Below are 14842 nucleotides of genomic sequence, written 5' to 3'. Positions count from 1 at the left end.
ACTAAATTAATAAAAATAATCTCTCGTGAAATAAAGGTCAATTTCTCGCTCTTCAAAATTTCATTTTTTCTAATTTCGTTTTTTAACCAAGAAATCCATGTATATCCACCCGCTGAACCGATGGGAAGAAGAATCTGAAATCTCGGAGTTCATCCAAAAAAACTCTTTCGCTACTCTGGTTTCGACTTATGCAGGAAGACCTTGGGCAACACATCTTCCATTGATGCTGAAGAGGGATAAAAATGGTGATCCTATGCTTTCTGGTCATGTAGCGAAAGCCAATCCCCAATGGAAAGAATTACGGAATGAAGTTTTAGTTATCTTTCAGGGTCCTCATGCATACATTTCTTCCTCCTGGTATAACCACGAGAATGTTCCCACTTGGAACTATTTAGCAGTTCATGCCTACTGTACGATTAAGATAATTGAAGGGGAAGAATTAATGGATCATTTGAAATCTTTAGTAGATACTTTTGAGGAAGGTAGGCCAAACAGGGTCTCAGTGGAAAAAATGAGTGAAAAATATCTTGAAAGCCAAGTCAAAGCTTTAGTAGGCATTGAGCTTAAGATCAAAGAAATTCATGCTAGTGCAAAACTCTCCCAAAATCGAGATGAAGTCAATTATAAGAATATTGTGAAACAACTTGGGGCGAGTCCTTTTCAAACTGAAAAAGAGATTGCATCGGAAATGAAAAAACGGATGAAAAAATTGTAAGTAATTTTTTGTAAAAAATTATTCCTTGGAATAACCAAATTCCATTTATTCCATTGCTTTATTATGGCTTTTTCTCAGGCAAAAGAATAGTTGCAAAACCAGATGGAACAATAGACATCAGCCCATCTTTGGTAGAAATCCAGATAAGATTAAATGGAGCACGATATGGGTTTCTGGGAGTCCAATGTTTTGAAACTTTATAATTTTTAGAACTTGGTAGATTTTCTTTTGAAGTCATCAAATTCACAACCGTAGTTAATAGTCCGTTTTTACCTTTCTTAGAATCTTCTGAATTTAAAACTTGAAGACGTAAATTTTCATAGTCAAAATTCAAGGTGTTGGCAGAACCTTTTTCATCGGCTCTCATGTGGAGCTTCAAACCTTTTAGGACGCCCGATTCAATTTGAAACTTTCCCATTGGTTTAAATACTTCATTAAGGGAAGTCAAATTAAATCCTCCAAGATTGGCATTCAATTCAAATGAATTAGTGCCATATGGTACATCAATATTCATTTCTAATGGAGCAAAACCATTCAAGGAGGAAGAAACATTTACCGCAAGTGTTCCAAAGTTTTGGAGTGAATCAATGGAAATCAAATTTGTTATATCACCATTAATTCGTTGAAAATTTAAAGTAATAGGATCCTTTTTCCCTTCAGGAATTTCTTTGTAAGTGATGGTTGAATTAATCACTTTAATAGAGTCAATTTTAATTGGAATAGGAATTGACTCTACCATTTCTTCAAACAACGGCTTAATTGATTCTATTGGTCTAGGTTTATTTTTGTCTCGCAAATCCTCCAAAACCAAACTATCAATACTTGCCATTCCTGCCAAAATAAACCAGTTGTTATAAATGGTGCTTTTAGCATTAATATGATTCAACTTAAACTCCTTCACTGTAACCTCTAATATATCTTTTTGATACTCAGAATTAACTATTACCTCGGATAAGAGATTTGTATAGGTTAAGGACAAGTTCTTAAATGAAGCCTCATTTTTTTCTGAATTATAATTGGCCTCTGCTAATCTGAATTCTTGATTGAAATCAGTTACAATTTTTAGGTTTTTTAGACTGGTTGAAATGCTTTCCAGTTTAAATGGTATAGCATATGTAGCTATGATAGAATCTGTTTCTATTCCTTGGGCAACAATACTTAGGTCGGTAAATTGACCGAATCGGTAAAGACTGTCTTTATCTAAAAACATTTCTGCAGTCCCCCTTTCAAGAATAAAGTTTTTTATCTCTCCTCTGGAAATCAAGTCTTGAAATAAACCTTGAAATGCTTTAGAGCTTTCATTTGCATTGCTTCGATTACTTTTTTGAATCAATCTAAAAGCAGGTTCAATCAATTTTATTTCTCCAATTTCAAGTTTCCTGTTAAAAATTAACTCTTTGAAATTTACTCCCATCATTTGAATCCTTCTTAGAGAGCCATTCATTTTTGTGGAAAGAGAATCATTTAGAGGCACTAACATAATTGTACCTAATTCCATTTGTCCTTTAAAAAAGTGAATTTCTATATCATCGAAAAGCAAATCATAATTTCTATCCGGGTTGGAATTTATTATCTCTGGAATTCTTTTAGAAATCCATGATTGGAAGTAGAATGTACCACCAAGTCCAAAAACAACTAAAATGAACAGGGATATCCCGATTTTTTTCATAAACCTAACTTACCAATAAAAATCATCTATCTAAGGATTAAGAATACACTTGAATATCTCATTTAATCAAACTAGCTACTTTTTTGCTCCTAAATATATTTATTGACCATTCAGCATGGAAAGGTTAAAATTTGGCCAAATCATTTTTAAATTCAATTTTCAAATTTTGAAAATAAATACCTCATGAATAATTCTTTTTTTGGAGCCTTCTTAATTCTCGTTTTTTTTGGAATACACTCGCCACTAATGGCGCAAAAATCCGGAGAAACCATTAAAATCTTAAGCTATAATATTTATCATGGAGAAAATCCATTTCATACTGGCCTCGGAAATCTAGAGCAAATTGCTGAGTTGATAAATGAGCTAAATCCTGATCTTATTGCTATGCAAGAAGTTGATAGTATGACAACTCGAACCGCAGGAGTTTATGGTTCAAAAGTTGATTTGGTTCAAAAATTAGCTGAATTGACAGGTTATACGGGGTACTTTGCAAAAGCAATGGATTATGCGGAAGGCGGATATGGAGAAGGCGTTTTGGTAAAAGGAAATGGAATTTTTGAAACCCAAAATCTCCCTTTACCAGTCGGTGGTGAGCCAAGAGCAGCAGCTTGGGTTACTTATAAGCTTTCATCTGGAAAAGAAATCGCTTTTGCCGGAACACACTTATGCCATCAATTTGAAGAAAATAGAATTGCACAGGTTGAAGCTGTAAGTCAACGCGCAAAAAAGGAAAAGTTACCAACAATTTGGGTCGGAGACTTAAACTTCAGACCAGATTCTGAAGCTTATAAAAGCATAAAAGGTTCTTGGAAAGATGCAGGTGCTTTACCAACACCTTTCTCCCCTACTTATGGAACTTTAGAAGATGGAGCTCGAATTGATTATGTTTGGTTTGATTCCAGTAAATTCACTTTAGTAGATTATCAGGTTCTGAATGTTACGCATTCAGATCATTATCCCGTTCTTGTCACTTTACAATTAAAATAAAATGAAAAAACCTATCTGCATTGTTCTCAGTTGCCTTTCGCTTTTTGCCTGCAGCCCAACTACCGAAAGCTCTAGTGAAGAAGAAAAAATCCAATTAGAATGGAGAGATCTTTTTAATGGAAAAGATATTAATGATTGGAGCGTAAAAATCAGTAAACATGAATTGAATGATAATTTCGCAAATACCTTTCGAGTTGAAGATGGTATGATGCAGGTTCGATATGATGGTTATGATCAATTTGATCGTCAATACGGCCATATCTTTTATAATGAATCATTTTCTAATTATGTCCTCCAAGTTCAATACAGATTCGTTGGAGAACAAGCCAATGGTGGTGAAGGATGGGCATGGAGAAATAGTGGTGCCATGTTACATGGGCAAGATCCTAAAACCATGTTGGTGGACCAAGATTTCCCGATTTCTGTAGAAGCTCAGTTTCTCGGAGGAAATGGAACAGACAAAAGAAGTACCTGCAACCTCTGTACTCCTGGAACCAATGTGGTTTTAGCCGACACATTATTTACTCCCCATTGTATCAATTCCTCCTCCGAGACTTATGCAGGTGATCAATGGGTTACAGCAAATTTTGTTGTTTTAGGAGATTCTGTCATTCATCATATGGTTGGCTTGGACACTGTTTTCAGTTATAACAAACCTCAAATTGGTGGTGGAAATGTAAATCCATCTGATCCAGCAGTAAAAATTGATGGCATGCTTTTGAAAGAAGGGTTTATCTCACTTCAGAGTGAGAGTCATCCCATCGATTTCAGAAAAGTAGTCATTGTAGAACTGGATGATTTAATTGGACAAGACGAAAAGTTAAACACAGCAGTTTTAGAGTTATTGAAATCTGAATCTTCAGAAAATTAAACACAAGTATCCCAATGACTTTTAACAGAAGAGATTTTATCAAAACGGTTCCAGCAATGGGAGCCGCTTTTAGTTTATCTAACCCGGCATTTAGTAACACAGCAGAATTAAAAGCTAATGATGACAGAAAAATTTGGGTTGATTTACTGTATAAAATTTCTTATCCGGTTTTAGACGCCATGTCCCAAGGAAAGCTCAAGGAGAGGATGCCAGTAGAGGTGCCTGATGGAGCCTATGGAGATAGAGACACTGTAACGTACTTGGAAGCAATCGGTAGATTGTTGGCAGGACTCGCTCCTTGGCTGGCTCTAGAGGATATAAATGATCAAGAAAGAGAAATTCAGACAGACTTAAGAAAGAAAGCAATACAAAGTATCACACACGCAGTTGATCCGGATTCTCCTGATTATATCAATTGGACAAAAGGTGCTCAACCTTTGGTAGATGGAGCGTTTTTAGTACATGGAATTATGCGTGCTCCTAAGCAACTTTGGGAACCTCTTGATGCAGAAACCAAATCAAGACTCATCAAAGAACTGCATGCCCAAAAACTAGCGATCAAACCTTACTATAATAATTGGATTCTTTTTGGAGCAATGATTGATGCTTTCCTTTTTTCTGTAGGGGAGCAAGGGGATTTGATGCGGATGGATTTTGCCATCAAAAAGCACATGGAATGGTATCTAGGCGATGGATGGTATGGTGATGGAGCCAATTTCCACTTAGACTATTACAACTCTTATGTCATCCAACCCATGCTAATCCAAGTTCTAGAAATAGCTGTAACCAAGCAAAAAGCTTACGAAGCTGATTTGGAAAAAGCTAAATCAAGAATGAAACGATTTGGAAGACAATTAGAATTAATGATTTCACCAGAGGGTACATATCCTGCAATCGGGAGATCTATTTGTTACAGGTCTGGAGCATTCCAACCTTTGGCAGAAATTGTATTAAAAGGAATGTTGCCAGAAGAACTAAGTAATGGGCAAGTTCGTGCTGCTTTGACGGTAGTATATAGAAAGTTATTCTCTGCTCCAGGGACTTTTGATGAAAATAATTGGCTGCAATTAGGTCTGGCAGGCCATCAACCTGGATTGGCAGAACCTTACATTAGCACTGGAAGCCTTTATTTATGCTCATTAGGTTTCCTTCCTTTAGGTTTGCCTGCATCTCATCCATTTTGGACAGATACTGAAGAAGATTGGACAAACAAAAAGATTTGGCAAGGCGAAGATCAAAAAAGGGATTCCGCCATATAAAGCAAAAGCCCGTCAAATTAGATTTGACGGGCTTATTTATGTTTCTTTTTCTTTTATCCTCTAAGTGTAATAGGAACTGGCTTGTTATTTTTCCAGCTACCACCTGTAAAGTCAGGGACATCTATAGAATTTGATCTATTAGCAACGGACCACTCACTCAAAGGAGAAATACTGCTCCACAAAGCAGCATCATATACATCCTGATCTAGTGGAAGCCCATTTCTTAGGCAGTCTATCAGCCTCCAATCCATCATGAAATCCATACCTCCATGACCTCCTACTTGCTTGGCCAACTCACCTACTTTTTGCACAATCTCTGGGGTATACTTAGTCTCAAGATCTTTAAACTCCTCATCCTTCAACCAACCATGGCCTTTCGCTACTTTAGGAGTTGGATATTTTTGAGCAAAGCCTTCAGTTCCACTCACCACATGAAGTCTTGAATAAGGTCTTGGGCTAGTTACATCATGTTGGATCATGATCGTCTTGCCATGTTTTGTTTTCACAACAGTAGTATTCATATTACCTCTATAGCTTTTGGCAGCAAAATCTGAAAAGAAATTATCTTCAGCAGCTAATTCCTGAGCCTTGGCTTTCATCATGAAATCTTCAGTAGAAACCGAGGTCAAATAGTCCATTTGATCTCCTCTATTGATGTTTAGAATTTGGCAGATTGGTCCTAAACCATGAGTTGGGTAAAGGTTTCCATCCCGATAGTTTTCTTTTAATCTCCACATCCCTTGATATCCTTCCTTATTGAAATTAAGAGATAAAAGATCATGGATATATGCTCCTTCTACATGAAGAACTTCTCCGAAATAACCTTCACGAGCCATCTTCAAGGTCATCAATTCAAAAAAGTCATAGCAACAATTCTCCAACTGCATACAATGTTTCTTGGTTCGCTCCGATGTCTCAACTAATTGCCAGCATTCATCTAAAGTTCTTGCAATCGGCACCTCGCAGGCTGCGTGCTTTCCAGCTTCCATTGCAAAAACTGCCATAGGAGTATGCCATTCCCAAGGTGTAGCAATATAGATCAGATCCAAATCAGGTCTCTCAAACATTTCCTTCCAAGAATAAACCTTGCCAGAATAGCCTTCTGGATTATGTGATGTACCTTTTAATTGCTCTTTAGCCTTTTCTACTCTTTCTGGTATAAGATCGCAAAGTGCTTTAATCTCGACACCGTCAATCTTACTCAATCGATCCACTGCTCCTGGACCTCTCATTCCCAATCCTACAATACCAACTCTAACAGTTTCGATTTTTGGAGCGGCATAACCAGACATATTGAATGCCTGTTGATGATTTTCATATTTTTTAATTTCTTCAGTAAGCTTATTGATATCACCTCCGTAAACTGATCCTGCCCCAAAAAGCCCTAGACCCGCTAAGCCTGATGCTTTTAAAAATTCTCTCCGTTTGTTGTTCTTCATTTCTTGGTATTTTTTGGATTTCTTTTTCAATACTATGGTAAATATTAAAAATTTCAGCTTTAAATTCTTTTCAATGGTAAATTTACATCATAAAAAAGCCAGAATTAATCAATTCCGGCTTTGAATTAATAATGCTATTAAAATATTAATTTAAGTTTTGGCTCTTGTTTTCAATCCGAATAAAGTGTACAGAGGACAAAAACTGACTAAACTGGTTAAAGCAAATATTCCTGCTACTACCAGAGATATAATCCCTATTGTGCCAGTCAGTACTTCTGAAAAGTAAAGTCCAACTAAAACCGCAGCAATGACTATTCTAATTGCGCGATCCGAATTTCCCATATTTTTTTTCATGATTTTTAAGGTTTGCTTGATATTTGGCTAAAGTTGATCTTCTATTTCAACTGAATAAACCTAATCACATTACTTATACTATTTCATGATATTAGTCACATAAGAACTTGATTTTAAATCAGACAATCAAAATTACTACATTGAAAATCAGACTTAAACAAAGAGCAAAACCATTTATAAGCTATATCTTAGGATCAATACCAAAAATGTGAGATAATCTTTTTTTAAATTGTTTTATGCTTATGATCTATCCAATTTAGTTGAAATGAAATTTTTCAATTATTTATTTCTCTTCTTCTTATTGACCGTTTTCACGAATTCGGTAAATGCTCAAGAAAACCCTGAGTCTATCAAAAATGACACGATTACATTAGCTCAGGCCTATATGAATCTGTATTTAACGGAGACCTATTTTGATACACTTGATCGAGATAGGATTTCTAAAATCCTTGCTTTTGAAAAAGGCGAAATCGGGAAAATTAATAACCGGTCATTTATTACTAATAACAAGACCCTATTCAATTTCACCCAATCTCTATTTTTTTATCTCCAAACCAAGCAAATAACAACAAATAGCAAGAATTTTGAAAGAAACACCTTACGGAGGATAAAAAGCGTTTTTGACCAAGCTATTGAGTCTTACAATTCTTCTGACATTGATGATGTCGAAACTTTTCTAAAGGAAAGAAATGCACTTTATGAAATGATCAATTTCAATCAAGAGTCAAATAATAACTTAAATGATGCAATCTGGGAATTAAAAAGCGAATTGAATTCGCTTTTTGTGGAAGATATTTATCCAGATTTTAAGCGAATTTTCTACAAAGCAAAGCTTAAAAATGAATTTGAATTTGATTCTCTCACCTATTTTTCAAAACTCTATGACATGCCATTGAGTATGGCAATTCTTGAAAATGAATTAAGGTTAGATATCCCTAAAAATAAATCCAACTTTATTTCACCCAATTATACCGTAGATAACAGATTGGAGTTAATATCAAGATACATGCAGCTAAAATATCTTGCAACTTCAGAGAAAAGAATACCACGAAATTTTGATACTGATATCCTATATAAAAACTATGGGTATTTCATGAAGCTTCTCGGATTTGAAGACGATGAGTTTATTAAAAAAGAATTAAATCCAACAGCCTGTGATTTACTTCTTAGGCAGTTAAAAAGCAAATTTCCAAAAGATGAATCTGACGGCATCTTAAATGAAAGTTTTTCCATGGTATTATCGCCATCAATAGCAGAGCCACAGATGTATTTCTTTCCCAATCCCGCCCCACTAGCATCTGCCAGTTCTATCAATGCTAATTTTAAACCTGAATTAGCGACATTAAATCAGGTTGATTTATTCCTAAAAGGTCCTTTAGAAAATGCCGGATATAAAAATCAACTGCATTACTATTATGATTTGGATGGATTTGCGTTAACAACAAGTCTTGAAAAATTCAATTTAAATGGGGCTTCAATCCCATCTAAAGAGCGCTTTACAGAGAATCTAGGAGGAGATGGTAAATTTTCCTATTTCGAAATTTTCAAATCCATCTTTTTTGATGTTGAATCCGAATATAGAATGTTTGCTTTCATCGTTGCATCGAAAGCCGCAAGTATGAGTAATCAAGTGATGACAATAAGTTTTGCAGAGGAACTTTTAAAAAACAGTTATGACTCACTTCCCGAAGTTCTAAAAGAACGTGTGCTTGCCAATAAAACCTTGTCCATATTTATCTATCATTTCCATCAAAATGATATTGGTCAAGTACCAGAATTGGATTTAAGCGGAAAACTCACAGTTCAAGACCATCTTAGAAGTGCCAGAATAAATCAAATTATCCAATAGAATTAAGCCACATTACTAATCCATAGAAGGATTATCCTGAAAATACTTTTCAAAAGAAAAATCTCTTTTAACCGTATCTCCAGTCTCGAGAATAATGTCAATTCTCATAGTTGGGCAATAGCCCCAGCCCAAATAACCAATTGAAAAGGAAGATGTAGGATCTTTTGAAACCCGAAGTCGATCTGCAAATCCTCTACAAAAATTATATTGAACTTCTTTAATTTCATCCTTCCTGAAAGATGGAACATCCAGCCACATAGTGTAATTTTTATTTTCCCCTCCAGCATTTGACGGACTTACAGAGGCCTTAACCTCAATTAAACTATCTAAAGGATAAGTTCTTTCTTTAAAAATAATTTGACTGATTGCCGAGTCACTTTGATTTTCATATTTTTCCCCTCTTCCCTTCATTACTAACCTTAATAATTCCTGGGTTCTATCAAGCCTCTTTTGCCTTTCGAGATCGAGTTGCAATTCCTCAATATGTTCTTTCCTGTCCTGGATATTTTTTAAAACAATGTATCCAAGGCCGACTATAACAATAGAAAAAACTATCGCAAACCATTTTCTTCTTTCTCTCTTTTTCTTTGTGATTTCTAGAAGTTTATTCTTTGCTGCTAATTCTTTTTGATCTCGATTAAATTGTTCACTTTTTTTTATCCAATCTAACTCTTCTTTCGCTGGTTTAAAATTTGAAAGATAGGGTTCAATAAAAGCCAATTGTTTTTCGGTAAAATATTCCCTAGCCTCTTCTTTTACCCCTACCTGGCTCTTTATCAATCTCTTAATCTCAAGGAGGGCAGTTTCCTCTACGCTTCTTTTATCGGCTATGGGTTTTGCAAGTGAATCATGAGCAATCTCAAATGTGTCTGCATTTTCATTATACCGAAGGATTCTACTATTGATAAATGAAGCAATCACATCATCAACCATAGATTTATTTAAATCCGGTAAACGGTCAAATAATTCATTTTTCCCAATAGGCTCTTTTGTTCCTTCCAAGGTAGCAAATGGCGAAAGTATTTTCCATGTATCTTCTAGCCTCAAGTTTGAATATTTCTCTTCTAATTTCTCGGAAATATTAGAAACCTGCTCTTCAAGGAAATTAATCAAGACATCTCCAATCTCTTCCATTTCATCCACTTTTGCTCTGGTGAATTCAGCAGGAGCCTCTCGTTTTTCATCTCCGCTGATATTCAAATAAAGTTTATCCAGAAAAACCTGTAGAAATGGTAATTGAATCGTCAGTGATTTTTTATCCCCTCTAATTTTTTGAAAAATAGCTTCAGCAACAGCATCTTCCTCACCAGCTTTAATACTAATATTTGAATCCTTAAAGTTTGCTGCGCCAATGATTACCTGCTTAACTTTTTCAAGGTTCATGGGCTCAACTCTCAGCTTTTTTTTGAGCAACTGAGGGATCGCTCTTTCAAAATCAAATAGGTAACCTAAATACTCTTCCCGAATAGAAAAAATTAATTTGACGGGTTGTCCTGATTGAAGGATTCCTTTTACATTATCTGTAAAAACCTGTTGTTCAGAAGTGGAGCCTAGTATAAATAGTTCTTCAAACTGATCAAAGATCAGATAAATAGGTCTGAAAGATTTTTGATAAACTGCTCTGATTGATTTCCCAATTGGAGATAATTCCTTACCTAATTTATCGGAATCATCTTCCCATTCATCAAACCAGTCTTCCTCTTCTGACTCTAAATCTATTTTTCCACCTGATTTGTTTAAAGCTGACTCTAACGATTTATTGATATTACTGCCTCTTCTAATCATCAAAGCCAACCAATCATGCGGCTGAAACTTGCCGGCAAGCCCACAATTGATCAAACTAGTTTTTCCAGTTCCCGAGGCTCCATAAATAAGAACTATGGATGACTGAAATACCATTTCATATAAGGCATTGATTTCCTCATCTCTTCCAAAAAAGACACTCCTATCTTCTCGATCGTAAGAATCTAGAAACTTGAAGGGATATTTTTTCATGGTATTCAGTTATTACAAATAGGTGGGTGAAAAATTAAAACAAATCTTCAGTAGTCTCTTCTTCAATTCCAGTTAGAGTTTTTTTAGCATGATAAAATAAACTGTATACCTTATCAAAATTCATATCCTTTCGGTTTTCTTTACTTGAAAGCCACTTGTTAAGGGCATTTAAATCAGTCTCATTTGGCTTTGGATTATTTGATTTTCTGATCACCACTTTACTGTTATCTTCAATAAAATTAAAGTTTAGGTTAAGGTCATCGTAAGTATTGCAAAAAGAATAAAAACAGATTTTAGACCCACCAGTCAAGGCCAATCCATTGTAGTCTATGATGAAAGGATCCAGATTTATATTCTGCCTATAATTGTCTTTGAATAAAATCACTGCATGGGAAATAACCGGAGAAGATTCTCGCCTAACTTTGTTTTGGTCATTATTGGCCTGGATTTCCCCATCCAGAAAAGTGTAATTGTGGAGATATAAACCTTCTTCGTCATTCCTTTGCTGATTGAAATCAATCTCATTAATGGAAATCATTCTGTATTCCGCCAAAAAACCCAAATGTTCCAAGATCACAGAAAGATTTTTTTCTGCTTCTAAACAATCACTCAACTGGAAAGAAGAACTACTAATTAATTTAGGCACTTCATTTAATTTCTCACAGGCTGATAGGAATTCACTCGCTTCTTTAAGTTTAGGAAGTAAATCCATTGACTCAGAAATCAGAAACTCCAGTTTATTATCAGAATAAATCTCAAGTAAACTTTTTAATAATTCTGAAAAAGCGAGGATATCTTCATCAGCTGCATTCCTAAAAAATTTAACCAAAACATCTTTCTGGGGCTCCGAAAAATTAACTGGACTCTTTAATTGATGATCCCATAGAGAAGAAATTAAGGCATAGGTAATCAGCTGCAAGCCTCTTTTTGATGTGATTTGGCAATTTTCAAGATAACGCTTCATTTTACTCTCCGAATATTCCTCTTCTCCAATGGACATCAACTTTCGAATTTGAACTCCTATTACTCCCACATATCCATTGATGATTATTCTTTTAGCTGTCTGAACCAAATGCTTATTTTCTTCCCAATCACTGTTTGCTGCTAAAAAGTCTCCTGCTTTCCTATTGTGCCTCCCTATAGCCTTTAATAGATGGGCGGTAAGTAAATCGTTGAACGTATTTTTTATTACTTCAGGCTCCTTTTCTGATGCATCAAGCGTAGGTTTCGATATAGTCTCTTGTTCTACAGAAGGTAAAAACTTATCTAACTGACTTCTGTATTTATTAATTAGGTTATCAATATTGGTGTATTCTGTATAAAAGTGTCCTAGCTCTCCTATCTTCTTTTTAAATGCCAGAAGGGTGTTTATTTCATCCGTGATCGATCCTGTATTTATTTGGGCATTCTTAAAATAGGTCCATATCTTAGGTTTTCCCTTATCTTTAAAAACTTGATAGGCAGTATCAAATTCTTCTGCTGTGTACTTTCCTACTTTTGTGAAAAATAAACAAACGACGATATCACAACTTTCTATTGCTTTATTATACTCACTTTGAAGACGGGAATCAGAGATCGCATCCAGGAAATATTCCCATTGTACGAGTTCTAAATAAAGCCCCTCTTTATGCAAACGGTCATTTTCCTGACTGATGAAAAGTCTAAATTGATCTCGATCCTCTTTCAGTTCTGAGGAAGAGGCAATAAAAATACGGATCGTTTTCATGGTTCAATCTTCTGTCAAACATTAATGTAATTTTCAATTTAAACTTTTTTGATAATCCAAATGACATCATTAATGATTTTTATCAAACTATAAACCACATATAGAATAAGGTCTGCCGCCAGTTTAAGGAATTTTACTAAAAAAGAAATTTGAGGGGCTGAAATCCTCTATTTTCAAATCGTTGCGGGAATTAAAAGCAAATAAGTCTTGGAAATCAAGTACTTGATTTGTCCAAGAAATCAAAAACTCGTTTAAATTCATCAAGGTAAGTCTGCCTGTTGAGCAATCCATTGAGTCCTCCATTGATACGTTTGGTGACCATATGGATATCATCCGAATCAGCATAAACATTTATATTATGCTTTTTCCAAAACCAACAAGCTGAAATAAGGGCTATTTTTGGATCAAGCAACAAATCTGGATTATTCACACAATCAATAGAATAATCTTGGGCAAATCGCTGGTAATTTGCTTTCCCTGTAAGTTGTATCAGACCTCTCCCGCGATAACGCCATCCATCACCACTTTGCTCATCACCATTCCCTATTCGGTTTGCATAAACACGATTTGCTATTTTCTCAGGCTTACGAGCGTAGGCTTCAGCGATTTCCATAGTTTTAAAATATTTTCCGAATACACTTCTTAAACCTTGAGCAGAATAATTTAAATTCTCTTGTATATATTTAAGTCCTCCACTTTCATGGGAAAGTTGGGCTAAAAAATGCGCCTTTCTAAGTGATGTATTAATCTCAAATTCTGGCAAAATAGTATCCAAAAAAGGTAAATACGTTTCAGCCTTTGTCCAATTCATATCTGGTATAATCGGCTTAATTTGATTGAGTGAAAGCATAATAGAGTTACTTTGATTAAATAAACAATTACTTAATACGTTTAATAAAAATAGTGAAATCTAGAATCTATTTTATACAAAAGGAGATACCTACCTCAATTTCAGCTCTCTTTAAAATATTTGGTCATTACCAACTCTGCCTCTTTTCCTTGAGGAGTAAAATCAGGCTCACGATCATGCCTGTTTGGATACCATTTCCAAAAAAACACTCCAGCCATCCAGGGTTTTTTCCAAGCCGTTTCAAAAAAAGCTTCATAACATAAAGCCTGAGCTTTTTCAGAAAACTCTATTTCCTTTCTCTCATTAGGCCAAACCCATGGTTCGATAGCTGCGTCAACAGTATTGCAATAACCTATTTCCGTGAATAAAACCGGTTTTTTATATTTCCTTACTACCTTTTCGATTTTGGGTAACTGCTTCTCCCAACCTGACTTTAATTCTTGCAAATCAGGATTATGTTTTTCTGCTAGTGGGAAATAGGCTTGCACTCCTATGTAATCTAATTCATCCCAGAATTTTATTTTTTCGAATTCAGTGAAATTCGCTGCATAAACTAATTTTCCTGTATATACTTTTCTGACTTGAGATATAACTTTTCTCCAATCTTCCTCTCTCTCAGAAGTCTTTTCCAGTTCTGTACCAATGCATAACATTGGCATTTTAAGCTCCTCGGCGAGCTTTGCATAGTCTAAAATAAAACTGCTATAGTTATCAAACCACAATTCCCAATCCTTCTCATTGAGCATTTCTATTTCTCCTGGCCAACTTCCTCTTACCCAAAGGTGCGGTTTTAACATATTCATGATATCTAAAACCTGAGAAGAATCATGGGTTGCTTGAATCCCTTTTGCCGATTCTCCCCACCATTGTCTTTCCGCATTGACTTCCCAACGGATTTCAGGACTGTTTACCTCACTTTGCCAACCGAATGGTGTTTGTGATAAAGCGTTAGCTCCAGTAGATTTTAAAATCCTAAGTTCTTTGCCTTCTAAAGGTGATCTGCTTCCTACCCAACAAACCCCTTTCCATTTTTCTGCTGCTTTGATGATTTCTTCCTCTGGTAAAGTCCACCAAACCATCGCGAAAGCAATAAATACTGCTATCGAACTCAATAAATATTTAGTGTAC

General features: G+C 35.3%; 12 protein-coding genes. 5 read left to right on the top strand and 7 right to left on the bottom strand.

Annotation, left to right across the window (positions count from 1 at the left end; translation table 11 throughout):
* The first annotated feature begins 97 nt into the window (after positions 1 to 97).
* Complete coding sequence (locus tag Q0L68_RS02265; protein WP_296698806.1) at positions 98 to 715, top strand: FMN-binding negative transcriptional regulator; 618 nt, start codon at positions 98 to 100, stop codon at positions 713 to 715.
* 61 nt (positions 716 to 776) lie between these two features.
* Here Q0L68_RS02265 and Q0L68_RS02260 read toward each other — a convergent pair whose 3' ends face one another.
* Positions 777 to 2384 (bottom strand): DUF748 domain-containing protein, encoded by a 1608-nt coding sequence (locus Q0L68_RS02260; RefSeq protein WP_296698805.1) that lies wholly within the window; start codon positions 2382 to 2384, stop codon positions 777 to 779.
* A 183-nt stretch (positions 2385 to 2567) separates the two neighbouring features.
* Between Q0L68_RS02260 and Q0L68_RS02255 the strand changes: the two genes are divergently transcribed.
* Genes Q0L68_RS02255 through Q0L68_RS02245 form a run of 3 tightly spaced genes read left to right on the top strand, consistent with a single transcriptional unit; the run spans position 2568 to position 5501 of the window.
* Positions 2568 to 3371, top strand: a complete 804-nt coding sequence (locus Q0L68_RS02255; RefSeq protein ID WP_296698801.1) for an endonuclease/exonuclease/phosphatase family protein — start codon at positions 2568 to 2570, stop codon at positions 3369 to 3371.
* Position 3372: 1 nt separating this feature from the next.
* Positions 3373 to 4242: a DUF1080 domain-containing protein gene (locus tag Q0L68_RS02250; protein ID WP_296698798.1), complete on the top strand. Its 870-nt coding sequence runs from the start codon at positions 3373 to 3375 to the stop codon at positions 4240 to 4242.
* A gap of 14 nt (positions 4243 to 4256) precedes the next feature.
* Positions 4257 to 5501 (top strand): DUF2264 domain-containing protein, encoded by a 1245-nt coding sequence (locus tag Q0L68_RS02245; RefSeq protein ID WP_296698795.1) that lies wholly within the window; start codon positions 4257 to 4259, stop codon positions 5499 to 5501.
* 53 nt (positions 5502 to 5554) lie between these two features.
* Here the strand turns inward: Q0L68_RS02245 and Q0L68_RS02240 are convergent, their stop codons facing one another.
* Complete coding sequence (locus tag Q0L68_RS02240; RefSeq protein ID WP_296698791.1) at positions 5555 to 6940, bottom strand: Gfo/Idh/MocA family oxidoreductase; 1386 nt, start codon at positions 6938 to 6940, stop codon at positions 5555 to 5557.
* A gap of 150 nt (positions 6941 to 7090) precedes the next feature.
* Positions 7091 to 7294, bottom strand: coding sequence for a DUF2892 domain-containing protein (locus Q0L68_RS02235; protein WP_296698789.1), 204 nt, complete (start codon positions 7292 to 7294; stop codon positions 7091 to 7093).
* A gap of 265 nt (positions 7295 to 7559) precedes the next feature.
* Between Q0L68_RS02235 and Q0L68_RS02230 the strand changes: the two genes are divergently transcribed.
* Positions 7560 to 9143, top strand: a complete 1584-nt coding sequence (locus tag Q0L68_RS02230) for a hypothetical protein (RefSeq protein WP_296698786.1) — start codon at positions 7560 to 7562, stop codon at positions 9141 to 9143.
* Positions 9144 to 9158: 15 nt separating this feature from the next.
* On the opposite strand, the gene Q0L68_RS02225 is transcribed toward Q0L68_RS02230, so the two are convergent.
* From Q0L68_RS02225 to Q0L68_RS02210, 4 genes are all read right to left on the bottom strand, one after another.
* Positions 9159 to 11138, bottom strand: a complete 1980-nt coding sequence (locus Q0L68_RS02225; protein ID WP_296698784.1) for an ATP-binding protein — start codon at positions 11136 to 11138, stop codon at positions 9159 to 9161.
* Positions 11139 to 11172: 34 nt separating this feature from the next.
* On the bottom strand, positions 11173 to 12864 hold the full coding sequence (locus Q0L68_RS02220) for a hypothetical protein (protein ID WP_296698781.1): 1692 nt from the start codon (positions 12862 to 12864) through the stop codon (positions 11173 to 11175).
* 214 nt (positions 12865 to 13078) lie between these two features.
* Complete coding sequence (locus Q0L68_RS02215) at positions 13079 to 13675, bottom strand: glycoside hydrolase family 19 protein (protein ID WP_296698779.1); 597 nt, start codon at positions 13673 to 13675, stop codon at positions 13079 to 13081.
* Positions 13676 to 13815: 140 nt separating this feature from the next.
* Positions 13816 to 14842, bottom strand: a 1027-nt coding sequence (locus Q0L68_RS02210) for a hypothetical protein (RefSeq protein WP_366938336.1), incomplete at its 5' end; no start/stop codon positions are given.

Source organism: Algoriphagus sp. (genome assembly GCF_024642405.1).
Lineage (GTDB): Bacteria > Bacteroidota > Bacteroidia > Cytophagales > Cyclobacteriaceae > Algoriphagus.
This window is presented reverse-complemented; position numbering and strand designations above follow the sequence as displayed.

Coding starts and splice junctions, on each gene's coding strand:
- Q0L68_RS02265 (WP_296698806.1), top strand. CDS start 98: ATGTATATCCACCCGCTGAACCGATGGGAAGAAGAATCTGAAATCTCG.
- Q0L68_RS02260 (WP_296698805.1), bottom strand. CDS start 2,384: ATGAAAAAAATCGGGATATCCCTGTTCATTTTAGTTGTTTTTGGACTT.
- Q0L68_RS02255 (WP_296698801.1), top strand. CDS start 2,568: ATGAATAATTCTTTTTTTGGAGCCTTCTTAATTCTCGTTTTTTTTGGA.
- Q0L68_RS02250 (WP_296698798.1), top strand. CDS start 3,373: ATGAAAAAACCTATCTGCATTGTTCTCAGTTGCCTTTCGCTTTTTGCC.
- Q0L68_RS02245 (WP_296698795.1), top strand. CDS start 4,257: ATGACTTTTAACAGAAGAGATTTTATCAAAACGGTTCCAGCAATGGGA.
- Q0L68_RS02240 (WP_296698791.1), bottom strand. CDS start 6,940: ATGAAGAACAACAAACGGAGAGAATTTTTAAAAGCATCAGGCTTAGCG.
- Q0L68_RS02235 (WP_296698789.1), bottom strand. CDS start 7,294: ATGAAAAAAAATATGGGAAATTCGGATCGCGCAATTAGAATAGTCATT.
- Q0L68_RS02230 (WP_296698786.1), top strand. CDS start 7,560: ATGAAATTTTTCAATTATTTATTTCTCTTCTTCTTATTGACCGTTTTC.
- Q0L68_RS02225 (WP_296698784.1), bottom strand. CDS start 11,138: ATGAAAAAATATCCCTTCAAGTTTCTAGATTCTTACGATCGAGAAGAT.
- Q0L68_RS02220 (WP_296698781.1), bottom strand. CDS start 12,864: ATGAAAACGATCCGTATTTTTATTGCCTCTTCCTCAGAACTGAAAGAG.
- Q0L68_RS02215 (WP_296698779.1), bottom strand. CDS start 13,675: ATGAATTGGACAAAGGCTGAAACGTATTTACCTTTTTTGGATACTATT.